Below are 15,212 nucleotides of genomic sequence, written 5' to 3' on the forward strand. Positions count from 1 at the left end.
CCGTCCTCGCCCCGCATCCACCTCTCCCAGGAGCCACCCATGTCCATCACCCGCCCCCGCGGCTTCCGCGCCGCCGGCCTCGCCGCCGGGATCAAGGCCTCCGGCGCCCCGGATCTCGCCCTCGTCGTGAACGACGGCCCGCGCGACACCGCGGCCGCCGTCTTCACCGCCAACCGCGTCCAGGCCGCCCCGGTGCAGTGGTCGCGCACGGCGGTGGCCGACGGCCGCGCCCGCGCCGTGATCCTCAACTCCGGCGGTGCCAACGCCTGCACCGGCCCCGAGGGCTTCCAGGACACCCACCGCACCGCCGAGCACCTGGCCGAGCTCCTCGACGTATCCGCGCAGGACGTGCTCGTGTGCTCGACCGGCCTCATCGGCGAGCGGCTCCCGATGGAGCCGCTGCTCGCCGGCGCGGACGCCGCCGTCGGCGCCCTCGGGACCGGCGCGGAGGTCGACGCGGCCGCGAGCCGGGCGATCATGACCACCGACTCCGTGCCCAAGACCGCCGAGCACGTGCTGCCCTCGGGCGTCGTCGTCGGCGGCATGGCCAAGGGTGCGGGCATGCTCGCCCCCCAGCTCGCGACCATGCTCGTGGTCCTCACCACCGACGCCGACGTCGACGCGGCCACCGCCGATCAGGCGCTCCGCGAGGCGACCCGCACCACCTTCGACCGGGTCGACTCCGATGCCTGCATGTCGACCAACGACACCGTGATCCTGCTGGCCTCCGGGGCGAGCGGTGTGAGCGTGCCGTCGGACGAGCTGGCCGAGGCGGTCCGCGCGGTGAGCGCCGACCTCGCCCGGCAGCTGGTCGCCGACGCCGAGGGCGCGAGCCATGACGTGCACGTCGTGGTCCGCTCGGCGACGTCCGAGGAGGCCGCGCTCGCCGTCGCCCGCGAGATCGCCCGCTCCAACCTGGTCAAGGCCGCGATCTTCGGCAACGACCCCAACTGGGGGCGGATCGTCGCGGCCGCCGGCTGCGTGCCCGAGTCCGTCGCCCCCTTCGACGTCGCGGACCTCTCCGTGAGCGTCAACGGCGTCGAGGTGTGCCGCGGCGGCGGCGCCCACCGCGACCGCTCCGAGGTCGACATGGCCCCGCGCGAGACCCTCATCGAGGTGGACCTCGGCGCGGGCTCTGCGAGCGCGGACATCTGGACCAACGACCTCACCCACGACTACGTCGAAGAGAACAGCGCCTACTCCTCATGAGCTCCACCGGCAAGAACCCGCTCGCCGAGCTGACGCCCGCCCAGGCCGACGCCTACGCGAAGTCCGAGATCCTCATCGAGGCGCTGCCCTGGATGCAGCGCTTCGCCGGGAAGATCGTCGTGGTCAAGTACGGCGGCAACGCGATGATCGACGAGGAGCTGCGCCGCGCCTTCGCGGCCGACGTCGTCTTCATGCGCCAGGCCGGCATCCACGTGGTCGTCGTCCACGGAGGCGGGCCGCAGATCAACGCGATGCTGCAGCGCGTCGGCATCGACTCCGAGTTCCGCGCGGGCTTGCGCGTGACCGATGAGGAGACGATGCAGATCGCGCGCATGGTCCTGGTGGGCCAGGTGGGGCGCGAGCTCGTCGGCCTCATCAACGCGCACGGGCCCTCGGCGATCGGCATGTCGGGTGAGGACGCCCGCCTGTTCGCGGCGCGCCGTCGCGGCGCCGTGATCGACGGGGAGGAGGTCGATCTCGGGCACGTCGGTGCCGTCACCCAGGTGCGGCCGGAGTCCATCCGGGACCTGCTCGAGGCCGGGCGGATCCCCGTCGTCTCCTCGATCGCCCCCGAGATCGACGAGGACGGGCAGCCCACCGGCGCCGTGCTCAACATCAACGCCGACCTCGCCGCGGCCGCGCTCGCCGCGGGACTCGACGCCGAGAAGCTCGTGGTCCTCACCGACGTCGAGGGGCTCTACGCGAACTGGCCCGACCGCGACTCGCTGATCCCCGAACTTCCGGCGAGCGATCTGCGGGCCATGCTGCCCTCGCTGACCGAGGGCATGATCCCCAAGGCCGAGTCGCTCCTGGACGCCGTGGACTCCGGCGTGCGGACGGCCGCGATGATCGACGGCAGGATCGGCCACGCGCTCCTGCTCGAGGTGTTCACCGACAAGGGCGTGGGCACCATGGTGAGGAGGGACGACTATGTCTGAGCAGCACGAGAACAGCGCGCCCGGCGCGACCGGGGCGGTCTCGCATTCCGCCGGGGCGGGGGAGGGCGGCAGCGGTGACCTCGGTGCCCGCTACCGCGAGGCCCTGCTGCCCGTCTTCGGCACCCCGCAGCGGGTGCTTGCCCGCGGCGCCGGCTGCCGGGTCTGGGACACCGACGGCAGGGAGTACCTCGACCTGCTCGGCGGCATCGCCGTGAACAGCCTCGGCCACGCCCATCCCGCCCTGCTGTCCGCGCTGTCCAAGCAGGCGGAGACGCTCGGACACGTCTCGAACTTCTTCGCGAGCGCCCCGCAGATCGAGCTCGCCGAGAAGCTGCTGACGCTCGCCGCGGCCCCTGCCGGCTCGGGCGTGTTCTTCGCGAACTCCGGCACCGAGGCCAACGAGGCGGCCTTCAAGATCGCCCGGCGCACCGGACGGCCGCGGATCCTCGCCCTCTCCGGCTCCTTCCACGGCCGGACCATGGGCGCCCTCGCGCTCACCTCGAAGGAGGCCTACCGCGCCCCCTTCGAACCGCTGCCCGGCGGGGTCGAGTTCCTCGAGCCGGGGGACCTGGACGCCCTCGAGGCCGCGCTCGCCGCGGGGGACGTCGCCGCGGTGGTCGCCGAGCCGATCCAGGGCGAGGCCGGGGTCCGGCCGCTCTCGGCCGAGTACCTCCTCGCGGTGCGCCGCCTGACCCGCGAGCACGGCGCGCTGATGATCCTCGACGAGGTCCAGACGGGCGTGGGCCGCACCGGTCAGTGGTTCGCCCACCAGGCGGTCGAGGGACTCCAGCCCGACGTCATGACCCTCGCCAAGGGGCTCGGCGGCGGATTCCCGATCGGCGCCGTGATCGCCTTCGGCCCGCAGGCCCACGACCTGCTCCAGCCCGGTCAGCACGGCACCACCTTCGGCGGCAACCCGCTGGCCTGCGCCGCGGCGCTCGCCGTGCTCGGCACGATCCTCGAGGACTCCCTCCTCGAGCACGTGCGCGCCGTCGGCGCCGGCTTCCGCGAGCAGGTCCTCGAGCTCGGTCATCCGCAGATCCTCGAGGTGCGCGGCAGCGGCCTTCTGCTCGGCATCGGCCTCGGCCGGCCGGTCGCCAAGGAGCTCGCCGCGGCCGCCCTCGACGCGGGCTTCATCGTGAACGCCCCGGACGAGTCGACGCTCCGTCTCGCCCCGCCCCTGATCATCACCGCCGAGGAGCTGAGCGGCTTCGCCGAGGCCCTGCCCACGCTGCTCGACGCCCTGCCCGACCCGAAGGAGGCATGACATGCCCCGCCACTTCCTGCGCGACGACGACCTCAGCCCCGCCGAGCAGAAGGAGGTCCTCGCGCTCGCGCTGCGCCTGGCCGAGGACCGCTTCGCCGAGCGACCCCTCGAGGGTCCCCGCACCGTCGCGATCCTCTTCGACAAGTCCTCGACCCGCACCCGGGTCTCCTTCGCCACGGGCGTCGCCGAGCTCGGCGGCAGCCCGCTGGTGATGGAGGCGGGATCCAGCCAGCTCGGCCGCGGCGAGTCCATCGCCGACACCACGAAGGTCCTCACCCGGATGGCCTCGGCGATCGTGTGGCGCACCTTCGGTCAGGACCGGATCGAGGAGATGGCCGAGCACGCGAGCGTCCCCGTGGTCAACGCCCTGACCGATCAGTTCCACCCCTGCCAGATCCTCGCGGACCTGCAGACGATCGCCCAGCACACCGGCGGGCTCACGCCGGGGGACCGGCCCGCGCTCGCCGGGCGCTCCCTCGCCTACCTCGGCGACGGCGCGAACAACATGGCCCACTCCTATCTGCTCGGCGGCGCGACCGCCGGGATGGACGTGCGCATCGCGGCCCCCGTCGGCCACCGGCCGGAGCCCTCGATCGTGCACGCCGCCGAGGCGATCGCCGAGCGCACCGGCGGCTCCGTGCTGATCACCGACGACCCGGCGACCGCGGTGCGCGGTGCCACCGCGGTCATCACCGACACCTGGGTGTCGATGGGCCAGGAGGGCGAGTCCGGGCGCGGCGAGGAGACCTTCCACCGCTTCCAGGTCACCGAGGAGCTGATGGAGCTCTCCGGCGGCATCTTCCTCCACTGCCTGCCCGCCTACCGCGGCAAGGAGGTCGCCGCCGCGGTGATCGACGGCGCCCGCTCCGTCGTCTGGGACGAGGCGGAGAACCGGCTGCACGCGCAGAAGGCGCTGCTGACCTGGCTGCTCCGTCATCCCGACGAGGCGACGGCGGCGCACGCGCGACCCCTCGACCGACGATGAGCGAAGCCCGGCGCGCCCTCCCGCAGACCAAGACCTCCCGTCAGCAGCGGATCGTGCAGCTGCTGACCCACCGGGAGGTGGGCTCGCAGTCCCTGCTCGCACAGCTGCTGACCTCGGAGGGCATCGAGGTCACCCAGGCGACCCTGTCCCGCGACCTGGTCGAGCTGCAGGCCGAGAAGGTCCGGGGATCCTCCGGTTCCCTGGTCTACCGGGTCCCGCCCGAGGGCGGCTCGATGCGGCAGGGCGGCACGGTCCCCGACGGGGAGCTGCTCGAGGCGCGCCTGCCGCGCCTGGCCGAGGGCCTGCTCGTATCCGCCGAGGCGAGCGGCAACCTGGTCGTGGTCCGCACCCCGCCGGGCGCCGCGCAGTATCTCGCCTCGGCGCTCGACCGCTCGGTCCTCCCCGACGTCCTGGGTACGATCGCCGGGGACGACACCGTGCTGCTGATCTCCCGCGACCCGGAGGGCGGCGACCGCCTCGCGGCGCGTCTGCTCGACCTGGCCGACGGCCGCCGCGACCCGGCCGACGACACCCCCGCCGCCGGCGGCTGACCCGGGCACCCGCCCCGCACGACCCCGATCCACCTCCCGAACCACCCCCGAACCGCACAGCACCAGGAGCATTCCCCATGACCGAGAAGATCGTCCTCGCCTACTCCGGCGGCCTCGACACCTCCGTCGCCATCGGCTGGATCCACGACGCCACCGGCGCCGACGTCATCGCCTGCGCGGTCGACGTGGGCCAGGGCGGAGAGGACCTCGAGGTCATCCGTCAGCGCGCCCTGGACTGTGGCGCCGTCGAGGCCTACGTCGCCGACGCCCGCGACGAGTTCGCGAACGAGTACTGCATGCCCGCCCTGAAGGCGAACGCGCTCTACATGGACGCGTACCCGAACGTCTCCGCGATCTCCCGCCCCGTGATCACCAAGCACCTGGTCAAGGCCGCCAAGAAGTACGGCGCCACCACCGTCGCCCACGGCTGCACCGGCAAGGGCAACGACCAGGTCCGCTTCGAGGTCTCGATCACCTCGCTCGCCCCCGAGCTCAAGTGCATCGCCCCGGTGCGCGACCTCGCGCTGACCCGCGACAAGGCCATCGAGTACGCCGAGCGCAAGGGCCTCCCGATCGCGACCACCAAGCACAACCCCTTCTCGATCGACCAGAACGTGTGGGGCCGCGCCATCGAGACCGGCTTCCTCGAGGACATCTGGAACGAGCCCACCAAGGACGTCTTCAGCTACACCGACGATCCGGCCTTCCCGCCGGTCGCCGACGAGGTCGTCATCACCTTCGAGCACGGCGTTCCCGTCGCGATCGACGGCCGCGCGGTCACCCCGCTTGAGGCGATCCAGGAGCTCAACCGCCGCGCCGGCGCCCAGGGCATCGGCCGGATCGACATCGTCGAGGACCGTCTCGTGGGCATCAAGTCGCGCGAGGTCTACGAGGCACCCGGCGCGATGACCCTGATCACCGCGCACCAGGAGCTCGAGCGCGTCACCCTCGAGCGCGAGCAGGCCCGCTTCAAGCGCATCGTCGGCGACCGCTGGACCGAGCTGGTCTACGACGGCCAGTGGTTCTCCCCGCTGAAGAAGTCGCTCGACGCCTTCCTCGAGGACACCCAGCGCTACGTCTCCGGCGACATCCGCATGACCTTGCACGGCGGCCGCGCCACCGTGACCGGCCGCCGCACCGAGACCGGCCTGTACGACTTCCAGCTCGCCACCTACGACGAGGGCGACACCTTCGACCAGGGCAGCGCCCGCGGCTTCATCGACATCTACGGCCTCGCCGCGAAGCAGGCCGCGGCCCGCGACGTCGCCTTCGGCAACGGCGAGGACCTCGACGCCGAGGACGCGAAGTGACGGCAGCGGACGGCGCCGCGTCCCAGCCGACGTCATCGGCCGCGCTGTGGGGCGGGCGCTTCGGCTCCGGCCCGGCCGCCGCCCTCGCCGCCCTCTCCAAGTCGACCCATTTCGACTGGCGGCTCGCCCAGTACGACCTGCGCGGCTCGAAGGCCCACGCCAACGTGCTGCACGCCGCGGGGCTGCTGGACGAGGACGAGCTGGCCCGCATGCAGGAGGCGCTCGACGTCCTCGCCGCCGACGTCGCCTCGGGCGCCTTCGTCGCGGCCGAGGACGACGAGGACGTGCACACCGCCCTCGAGCGCGGACTGGTCGAGCGGGCCGGGACGACGCTCGGCGGCAAGCTCCGCGCGGGCCGCTCCCGCAACGACCAGATCGCGACACTCATCCGGCTGTTCATCCGGGACCAGTCCCGGCGGATCGGCGACCAGGTGCTCGCGCTCGCGAGCGTCCTGCTCGAGCGGGCCCGTGCGGCGGGCGACGCGATCATGCCCGGTCGCACCCACCTGCAGCACGCCCAGCCGCTGCTGCTCGGCCACCACCTCCTGGCTCACGCGTGGCCGCTGCTGCGGGACGTGGAGCGGCTGCGGGACCTGGACCGCCGGGCGGCCCTGTCGCCCTATGGGTCCGGAGCGCTGGCCGGCTCGAGCCTCGGGCTGGATCCCCAGGCCGTCGCCGCCGAGCTCGGCTTCGAAGACTCGGTGTGGAACTCGATCGACGGCACCGCCTCCCGTGATCTCACGGCGGAGTTCTCCTTCGTGCTGGCGATGATCGCGATCGACGTGTCGCGCCTCGCCGAGGAGGTCATCCTGTGGAACACGAAGGAGTTCTCCTTCATCACCCTGGACGACGCCTTCTCCACCGGCTCCTCGATCATGCCGCAGAAGAAGAACCCGGACATCGCCGAGCTGGCGCGCGGCAAGGCCGGACGGATCCTCGGCGATCACGTGGGGCTGCTCGCGACCCTCAAGGCGCTGCCGCTCGCCTACAACCGGGACCTGCAGGAGGACAAGGAGCCGGTGTTCGACCAGGTCGACTCGCTGGACCTGGTGCTCCCCGCGTTCACCGGGATGATGGCGACACTGACCTTCCACACGGAGCGGATGGCCGAGCTCGCGCCGCAGGGGTTCTCCCTCGCGACCGACATCGCCGACTTCCTGGTCCGTCAGGGCGTGCCCTTCCGCGAGGCGCACGAGATCTCCGGGGCCTGCGTCAAGCAGGCGGAATCCCGGGACGTGGAGCTGTGGGACCTGACCGACGAGGAGCTGACCGGCATCTCGACGCACCTCACCCCCGAGGTGCGGGAGGTGCTCTCCGCCGAGGGCTCGGTCGCTTCCCGCGACGCCAAGGGCGGTACCGCCCCGGTCCGGGTCGCGGAGCAGGGAGATGCCCTCGAGGCCGCGATCGCGGAGCTGCGCGGCTTCATCGGCGGGACCGCCGGCGCCTGAGTCGAGCGGCGGGCCGGGGCCATCGGTCGCACCGTCGGCTCCGGGCCGCCCCTCTGTCCACGACGGGGACGTGAGCGGCACCTGCCCTGCCACGGAGCAGGTCGTGGGCCGCTCGCGTCCCTTTCGTGGACACCGCCTCCGATATCGCGTCGCCCTGCCGCGACCGAGTGGGGGAGAATGACCGCGGCGGCCGACCGGCTGTCACCGGAGACCTGAGAGGACCTGATCGATGCATTCCGTCCTGGACGAGCTCGCCTGGCGAGGACTCGTCGTGCAGACCACCGGGCGCGAGGCGCTCGGACGCGCACTCGCGGACGGACCGGTCAGCCTGTATTGCGGTTTCGACCCCACGGCGTCCTCCCTCCATGTCGGACACCTGACCCAGGTGCTCACCATGCGCCGCTTCCAGCTCGCCGGGCACCGTCCCTTCGCGCTCGTCGGGGGCGCCACCGGCCTCATCGGCGATCCGCGCATGTCGGGGGAGCGGGTGCTGAACGACGAGTCCGTGGTCGCCGGGTGGGTCGGGTCCCTGCGCGACCAGATCTCCCGCTTCCTCGATCTCGAGGGCGAGTTCGGCGTGACGATGGTGAACAACCTCGACTGGATCGGGCAGATGAGCGCGCTGCAGTTCCTGCGCGACATCGGCAAGCACTACCGCATGGGCACGATGCTCGCGAAGGAGACCGTCGCGCGGCGCCTCGCGAGCGACGAGGGGATCAGCTACACCGAGTTCAGCTACCAGGTGCTCCAGGGCCTGGACTACCTCGAGCTGCACCGCCGGCACGGCGTGACCCTCCAGTACGGCGGTAACGACCAGTGGGGCAACCTGCTCTCGGGCGTGGACCTCATCCACAAGACCGAGGGGACGGACGTCCACGCGATGACCACGCCCCTGGTCACCAAGGCCGACGGCACCAAGTTCGGCAAGAGCGAGGGCGGCGCCGTCTGGCTCGACCCCGAGCTCACCAGCCCCTATGCCTTCCATCAGTTCTGGCTCAACGCCGCGGACGCGGACGTCATGAACTACCTGCGGTTCTTCACCTTCCGCGAGCAGGACGAGCTGGCCGAGCTCGAGCGGGTCACCACCGAGGCCTCGCACCAGCGCACGGCGCAGAAGCTGCTGGCCGACGACATGACCTCGCTGGTGCACGGGGAGCAGGCGACCGTCCAGGCCAAGGCGGCCGCTGCGGTGCTGTTCGGTCGTGGCGACGTGCGCGAGCTCGACGAGCCGACGGTGCGGGCGATCGCCCGGGAGCTGCCGGGCGCGGAGCTGTCTCGCACCGCCGCTCTCGCTGACGCCTTCGTGGAGGCCGGAATCGTCCAGTCCAAGGGCGCTGCTCGCCGCGGGGCCGACGAGGGTGGGCTCTCGGTGAACGGCGAGAAGGTGTCTGCCGACGACCTCGCCCGAGAGGTGGGGGAGCTGCCGACCCTGCCGGGAGGGCACCTGCTTCTGCGCCGCGGCAAGAAGAACGCTGCGATGGTCCGCCTCGCCGGCTGACCGGAGACGGGTGCTTCCACCCCAGCACAGCACCACCTGAACGGGCCTCGGCTCCGCACTCCTCTCGGAGAGCGGGACCGGGGCCCGTTCTCCGTTCTCCGTGAACCCGTGCCCCGTGCACCCGATCTGCGTGCCGCCGGATCACGCGTCGTGCTCCGCCTCGGGGTCCCGGCACCGGGAAAGCGTTGGCTGCGGTGACCCCGCTCTCAGATCCAGGTCACATTCGCGTGAACGAGCGCTTTCCGAGGCGGGCAATAGCGCGTCTGACCTGGGCTAATAGCTCGCAGAGAGGGTGAACGGGGGCTGAATTCGGCGGTTTGACGACCCCCTGGGATCCCCGTAATGTCTTCCCTTGTCAGCAGCGAGGACGCAGACGAGAAGGGCCGAGAGCTTCTACGGAAGAGCGGCGCGGATCGACTGGGAACGAAGTGCTGACCCGGAGCCCCGGAGACAACGGGACCTCGGACTCGTGAGCTGCTCACTGGGACGATCGCGCCGCGAACGGACTGAGACGCAGAACACACCGAGCGGAGTTGGACCGGGCCGCGAAGAACTGCTAGAGTAGTGACTCGCGCCGGGACGACGAAGGAAAAGTCGCCAGACGGTCTGACCGGCCGGCGCAAGTGCCTCCGAGTCGAGCTGCGAAGCAGCGAGATGACGATGTGCGCGTGTTGCTTGATATCTCAATAGCGTGTCTGTTTGTTGATGCCAATATTTTAAGTTGGCAAACATTTTATACGGATGATTAGCAGTTATATGCTGGTTGTTTGTTGTTTGTCAGGATTTTTTCTATGTTTTCATGGAGAGTTTGATCCTGGCTCAGGACGAACGCTGGCGGCGTGCTTAACACATGCAAGTCGAACGATGACGACCGTGCTTGCACGGTCTGATTAGTGGCGAACGGGTGAGTAACACGTGAGTAACCTGCCCCTCACTTCGGGATAACCTCGGGAAATCGTGGCTAATACCGGATACGAGTCTTCACCGCATGGTGGTGACTGGAAAGTTTTTCGGTGGGGGATGGACTCGCGGCCTATCAGTTTGTTGGTGAGGTAACGGCTCACCAAGGCGATGACGGGTAGCCGGCCTGAGAGGGCGACCGGCCACACTGGGACTGAGACACGGCCCAGACTCCTACGGGAGGCAGCAGTGGGGAATATTGCACAATGGGCGAAAGCCTGATGCAGCGACGCCGCGTGAGGGATGACGGCCTTCGGGTTGTAAACCTCTTTCAGTAGGGAAGAAGCGAAAGTGACGGTACCTGCAGAAGAAGCGCCGGCTAACTACGTGCCAGCAGCCGCGGTAATACGTAGGGCGCAAGCGTTGTCCGGAATTATTGGGCGTAAAGAGCTTGTAGGTGGCTTGTCGCGTCTGCCGTGAAAACCCGAGGCTCAACCTCGGGCGTGCGGTGGGTACGGGCAGGCTAGAGTGTGGTAGGGGAGACTGGAACTCCTGGTGTAGCGGTGAAATGCGCAGATATCAGGAAGAACACCGATGGCGAAGGCAGGTCTCTGGGCCATTACTGACACTGAGAAGCGAAAGCATGGGTAGCGAACAGGATTAGATACCCTGGTAGTCCATGCCGTAAACGTTGGGCACTAGGTGTGGGGGACATTCCACGTTTTCCGCGCCGTAGCTAACGCATTAAGTGCCCCGCCTGGGGAGTACGGCCGCAAGGCTAAAACTCAAAGGAATTGACGGGGGCCCGCACAAGCGGCGGAGCATGCTGATTAATTCGATGCAACGCGAAGAACCTTACCAAGGCTTGACATGCACCGGACGACTCCAGAGATGGGGTTTTCTTCGGACTGGTGCACAGGTGGTGCATGGTTGTCGTCAGCTCGTGTCGTGAGATGTTGGGTTAAGTCCCGCAACGAGCGCAACCCTCGTTCCATGTTGCCAGCGCGTAATGGCGGGGACTCATGGGAGACTGCCGGGGTCAACTCGGAGGAAGGTGGGGACGACGTCAAATCATCATGCCCCTTATGTCTTGGGCTTCAAGCATGCTACAATGGTCGGTACAATGGGTTGCGATACTGTGAGGTGGAGCGAATCCCAAAAAGCCGGCCTCAGTTCGGATTGGGGTCTGCAACTCGACCCCATGAAGTCGGAGTCGCTAGTAATCGCAGATCAGCAACGCTGCGGTGAATACGTTCCCGGGCCTTGTACACACCGCCCGTCAAGTCACGAAAGTCGGTAACACCCGAAGCCAGTGGCCCATCCTCGTGAGGGAGCTGTCGAAGGTGGGATCGGTGATTGGGACTAAGTCGTAACAAGGTAGCCGTACCGGAAGGTGCGGCTGGATCACCTCCTTTCTAAGGAGCATCACCAATGATTGGTGGCCATCTTCCTGCCCGAGTGTGGTGGGGGTGGTTGCTCAAGGGTGGAACATCAACGGATGGGCGCTTCGCCGGCCGGCAGGGCTGCGCTAGTACGACTCTTCGGGGTCTGGAACGTGTGGTTGTTCGGGTGGTTTGAGGTGGAGACACGCTATTGGGTTGTGAGGCTGCACGCGGCCTGCTGAGGGTCCTTCGGGATGCTGGGTGGGTGTGTGGCTGGTCCTCCCTGATTCTTGCTGCCTGTGTGGGTGGTGGGGGTTGGTGTGGGGTTGTTTCTTGAGAACTACATAGTGGACGCGAGCATCTTGTAAGCAATTTTTAAGATTTTGGTCTTTGTTGTGTTGCCTAAGTTGTAAAGGGCGCACGGTGGATGCCTTGGCACAAGGAGCCGAAGAAGGACGTGGGAGTCTGCGAAAAGCCTCGGGGAGTTGACAACCGAACTGTGATCCGAGGATGTCCGAATGGGGAAACCCACCAGGGGTCATGCCCTGGTACCCGCCACTGAATGTATAGGTGGTGTGGAGGGAACGCGGGGAAGTGAAACATCTCAGTACCCGCAGGAAGAGAAAACAAATAGTGATTCCGTGAGTAGTGGCGAGCGAAAGCGGAAGAGGCTAAACCTGGTTTGTGTGATACCCGGCAGGGGTTGCAGGTCAGGGGTTGTGGGACGTGTCTGATGGGTCTGCCGGCTCATCGACGTGGACGTGCAGCGGTAGTCGAAGTCGTGATGAGTGCGACGGCGTAGAGGGTGTGACCCCCGTAGACGAAACCGATGTGCGGCGTGACGCTGTTCCCGAGTAGCACCGGGCCCGTGAAATCCGGTGTGAATCTGCCAGGACCACCTGGTAAGCCTGAATACTACCTTGTGACCGATAGCGGACAAGTACCGTGAGGGAAAGGTGAAAAGCACCCCGGGAGGGGAGTGAAATAGTACCTGAAACCGTGCGCTTACAATCCGTCGGAGCCTTGAGGGGTGACGGCGTGCCTTTTGAAGAATGAGCCTGCGAGTTAGTGGTCGGTGGCGAGGTTAACCCGTGTGGGGTAGCCGTAGCGAAAGCGAGTCTGAACGGGGCGTTCAGTCGCCGGCTCTAGACCCGAAGCGAAGTGATCTATCCATGGGCAGTGTGAAGCGCGGGTAAGACCGCGTGGAGGCGCGAACCCACTTCAGTTGAAAATGGAGGGGATGACCTGTGGATAGGGGTGAAAGGCCAATCAAACTTCGTGATAGCTGGTTCTCCCCGAAATGCATTTAGGTGCAGCGTTGCGTGTTTCGTGTCGGAGGTAGAGCACTGGATAGGCGATGGGCCCCACCGGGTTACTGACCTTAGCCAAACTCCGAATGCCGATACGTGAGAGCGCAGCAGTGAGACTGTGGGGGATAAGCTTCATAGTCGAGAGGGAAACAGCCCAGAACATCAGCTAAGGCCCCTAAGCGTGTGCTAAGTGGAAAAGGATGTGGAGTTGCTTAGACAACCAGGAGGTTGGCTTAGAAGCAGCCACCCTTGAAAGAGTGCGTAATAGCTCACTGGTCAAGTGATTCTGCGCCGACAATGTAGCGGGGCTCAAGCACACCGCCGAAGCTGTGTCATTCAGATTTTTGTCTGGATGGGTAGGGGAGCGTCGTGCAGCCAGCGAAGCCGCGGGGGAACCCAGTGGTGGAGGCTGCACGAGTGAGAATGCAGGCATGAGTAGCGAAAGACGGGTGAGAAACCCGTCCGCCGATTGATCAAGGGTTCCAGGGCCAGGTTTATCCGCCCTGGGTTAGTCGGGACCTAAGGCGAGGCCGACAGGCGTAGTCGATGGACATCGGGTTGATATTCCCGAACCGATCGTAGGAGGACCCATACCGAGGCAGTCGATGCTAACCACCCGAGTCTTCCCCATGCCCTTCGGGGCGTGGAGGTTGATGAGGCTGGGAACCAAGGTTGTAGTAGGTCAGCGCGAGGGATGACGCAGAGAGGTAGCTTCCGCGGACTTAATGGAATAGTCCGTCTAAGCGAGCAGCCCGAGCACCGGTAATGCGGTGCCGTATTGGGTGAGACGTGATGGGGATCCCGTATGGGCGTAGGTGAGTGATCCTGTACTGCCAAGAAAAGTTCCGGCGTGACGAATACGGTCGCCCGTACCCTAAACCGACTCAGGTGATCAGGTAGAGAATACCAAGGCGTTCGAGAGAATCGTGGTTAAGGAACTCGGCAAAATGCCCCCGTAACTTCGGGAGAAGGGGGGCCCGAACCGTGAGAGCGGTGAGGGCCGCAGAGACCAGGGAGAAGCGACTGTTTACTAAAAACACAGGTCCGTGCGAAGTCGTAAGACGCTGTATACGGACTGACGCCTGCCCGGTGCTGGAAGGTTAAGAGGACCGGTTAGATCTTCGGATCGAAGCTGAGAATTTAAGCCCCAGTAAACGGCGGTGGTAACTATAACCATCCTAAGGTAGCGAAATTCCTTGTCGGGTAAGTTCCGACCTGCACGAATGGCGTAACGACTTCTCCACTGTCTCAACCGCGAACTCGGCGAAATTGCATTACGAGTAAAGATGCTCGTTACGCGCAGCAGGACGGAAAGACCCCGGGACCTTTACTATAGTTTGATATTGGTGTTCGGGACGGCTTGTGTAGGATAGGTGGGAGACTGGGAAGCATTCACGCCAGTGAGTGTGGAGTCATTGTTGAAATACCACTCTGGTCGTTCTGGATTCCTAACCTCGGTCCGTGATCCGGATCAGGGACAGTGTCTGATGGGTAGTTTAACTGGGGCGGTTGCCTCCCAAAAAGTAACGGAGGCGCTCAAAGGTTCCCTCAGCCTGGTTGGTAATCAGGTGTTGAGTGTAAGTGCACAAGGGAGCTTGACTGCGAGACAGACATGTCGGGCAGGTGCGAAAGCAGGAACTAGTGATCCGGCACCTCATTGTGGAATGGGTGTCGCTCAACGGATAAAAGGTACCCCGGGGATAACAGGCTGATCTTGCCCAAGAGCTCATATCGACGGCATGGTTTGGCACCTCGATGTCGGCTCGTCGCATCCTGGGGCTGGAGTTGGTCCCAAGGGTTAGGCTGTTCGCCTATTAAAGCGGTACGCGAGCTGGGTTTAGAACGTCGTGAGACAGTTCGGTCCCTATCCGCTGCGCGCGTTGGATATTTGAGAAGACCTGTCCCTAGTACGAGAGGACCGGGATGGACTGACCTCTGGTGTGCCAGTTGTTCTGCCAAGGGCATGGCTGGTTGGCTACGTTGGGAAGGGATAACCGCTGAAAGCATCTAAGCGGGAAGCCTGCTTCAAGATGAGATATCCATGCACTTTGTGTGAGAGGCCCCCAGTAGACCACTGGGTTGATAGGCCAGATGTGGAAGCGCAGCAATGCGTGGAGCTGACTGGTACTAATGGCCGATGACTTATTCAACACTTCTTTTGCTGTGAGTGTTCGCGTCCACTGTGTGGTTCTGGGGAAGCAATCCCTGCCACTGTCGCCCTGTGTGGGTGGTGGTGTGTGGGCTGGTTGTGTCTCATAGTGTTACGGCGGTCATAGCGTCGAGGAAACGCCCGGTTCCATTCCGAACCCGGAAGCTAAGCTCGATTGCGCCGATGGTACTGCACTCGGGAGGGTGTGGGAGAGTAGGTCGCCGCCGGACATCTTTGTGGGAGTGGGAGTGAGCTGGAGACCCTT

At 66.3% G+C, this 15,212-nt stretch carries 8 protein-coding genes and 3 rRNA genes; all 11 read left to right on the plus strand.

What is annotated here, in order from left to right; translation table 11 throughout:
- Positions 1-39: 39 nt before the first annotated feature.
- The 11 genes from argJ to rrf all read left to right on the plus strand — a co-directional run bounded on the left by argJ (position 40) and on the right by rrf (position 15,177).
- Positions 40-1,209 carry a bifunctional glutamate N-acetyltransferase/amino-acid acetyltransferase ArgJ gene (argJ, locus tag V1258_RS08150; protein ID WP_329749167.1) on the plus strand — a complete coding sequence of 390 codons (1,170 nt, stop codon included), beginning with the start codon at positions 40-42 and terminating at the stop codon, positions 1,207-1,209.
- Positions 1,206-2,147, plus strand: coding sequence for an acetylglutamate kinase (gene argB / locus V1258_RS08155; protein ID WP_329749168.1), 942 nt, complete (start codon positions 1,206-1,208; stop codon positions 2,145-2,147). The genes argJ and argB overlap by 4 nt, the downstream gene beginning before the upstream one ends.
- Positions 2,140-3,414 (plus strand): acetylornithine transaminase, encoded by a 1,275-nt coding sequence (locus V1258_RS08160; protein ID WP_329749169.1) that lies wholly within the window; start codon positions 2,140-2,142, stop codon positions 3,412-3,414. Before argB ends, V1258_RS08160 begins: the two co-directional genes overlap by 8 nt.
- A gap of 1 nt (position 3,415) precedes the next feature.
- Complete coding sequence (argF, locus tag V1258_RS08165) at positions 3,416-4,399, plus strand: ornithine carbamoyltransferase (protein ID WP_329749170.1); 984 nt, start codon at positions 3,416-3,418, stop codon at positions 4,397-4,399.
- Positions 4,396-4,950 carry an arginine repressor gene (locus tag V1258_RS08170; RefSeq protein WP_329749171.1) on the plus strand — a complete coding sequence of 185 codons (555 nt, stop codon included), beginning with the start codon at positions 4,396-4,398 and terminating at the stop codon, positions 4,948-4,950. The genes argF and V1258_RS08170 overlap by 4 nt, the downstream gene beginning before the upstream one ends.
- A 77-nt stretch (positions 4,951-5,027) precedes the next feature.
- Complete coding sequence (locus tag V1258_RS08175) at positions 5,028-6,260, plus strand: argininosuccinate synthase (protein ID WP_329749172.1); 1,233 nt, start codon at positions 5,028-5,030, stop codon at positions 6,258-6,260.
- Complete coding sequence (gene argH, locus V1258_RS08180) at positions 6,257-7,708, plus strand: argininosuccinate lyase (RefSeq protein ID WP_329749173.1); 1,452 nt, start codon at positions 6,257-6,259, stop codon at positions 7,706-7,708. The genes V1258_RS08175 and argH overlap by 4 nt, the downstream gene beginning before the upstream one ends.
- 229 nt (positions 7,709-7,937) lie before the next feature.
- Complete coding sequence (gene tyrS, locus V1258_RS08185) at positions 7,938-9,206, plus strand: tyrosine--tRNA ligase (RefSeq protein ID WP_329749174.1); 1,269 nt, start codon at positions 7,938-7,940, stop codon at positions 9,204-9,206.
- 796 nt (positions 9,207-10,002) lie between these two features.
- Positions 10,003-11,521, plus strand: a 16S ribosomal RNA gene (locus V1258_RS08190).
- A 367-nt stretch (positions 11,522-11,888) separates the two neighbouring features.
- A 23S ribosomal RNA gene (locus tag V1258_RS08195) occupies positions 11,889-14,948 on the plus strand.
- Positions 14,949-15,060: 112 nt separating this feature from the next.
- Positions 15,061-15,177: ribosomal RNA gene (gene rrf, locus V1258_RS08200) — 5S ribosomal RNA — on the plus strand.
- Together the 16S, 23S and 5S rRNA genes form the textbook arrangement of a ribosomal RNA operon.
- The last annotated feature ends 35 nt before the right edge of the window (positions 15,178-15,212 follow it).

Origin of the sequence: Brachybacterium sp. J153 (genome assembly GCF_036311905.1) — a bacterium.
Taxonomy (GTDB): domain Bacteria; phylum Actinomycetota; class Actinomycetes; order Actinomycetales; family Dermabacteraceae; genus Brachybacterium.

Bases quoted from the DNA above. Each gene is read 5' to 3' on its own strand.
- argF (WP_329749170.1), top strand. From the start codon at position 3,416: ATGCCCCGCCACTTCCTGCGCGACGACGACCTCAGCCCCGCCGAGCAG.
- tyrS (WP_329749174.1), top strand. From the start codon at position 7,938: ATGCATTCCGTCCTGGACGAGCTCGCCTGGCGAGGACTCGTCGTGCAG.
- V1258_RS08175 (WP_329749172.1), top strand. From the start codon at position 5,028: ATGACCGAGAAGATCGTCCTCGCCTACTCCGGCGGCCTCGACACCTCC.
- V1258_RS08160 (WP_329749169.1), top strand. From the start codon at position 2,140: ATGTCTGAGCAGCACGAGAACAGCGCGCCCGGCGCGACCGGGGCGGTC.
- argB (WP_329749168.1), top strand. From the start codon at position 1,206: ATGAGCTCCACCGGCAAGAACCCGCTCGCCGAGCTGACGCCCGCCCAG.
- V1258_RS08170 (WP_329749171.1), top strand. From the start codon at position 4,396: ATGAGCGAAGCCCGGCGCGCCCTCCCGCAGACCAAGACCTCCCGTCAG.
- argJ (WP_329749167.1), top strand. From the start codon at position 40: ATGTCCATCACCCGCCCCCGCGGCTTCCGCGCCGCCGGCCTCGCCGCC.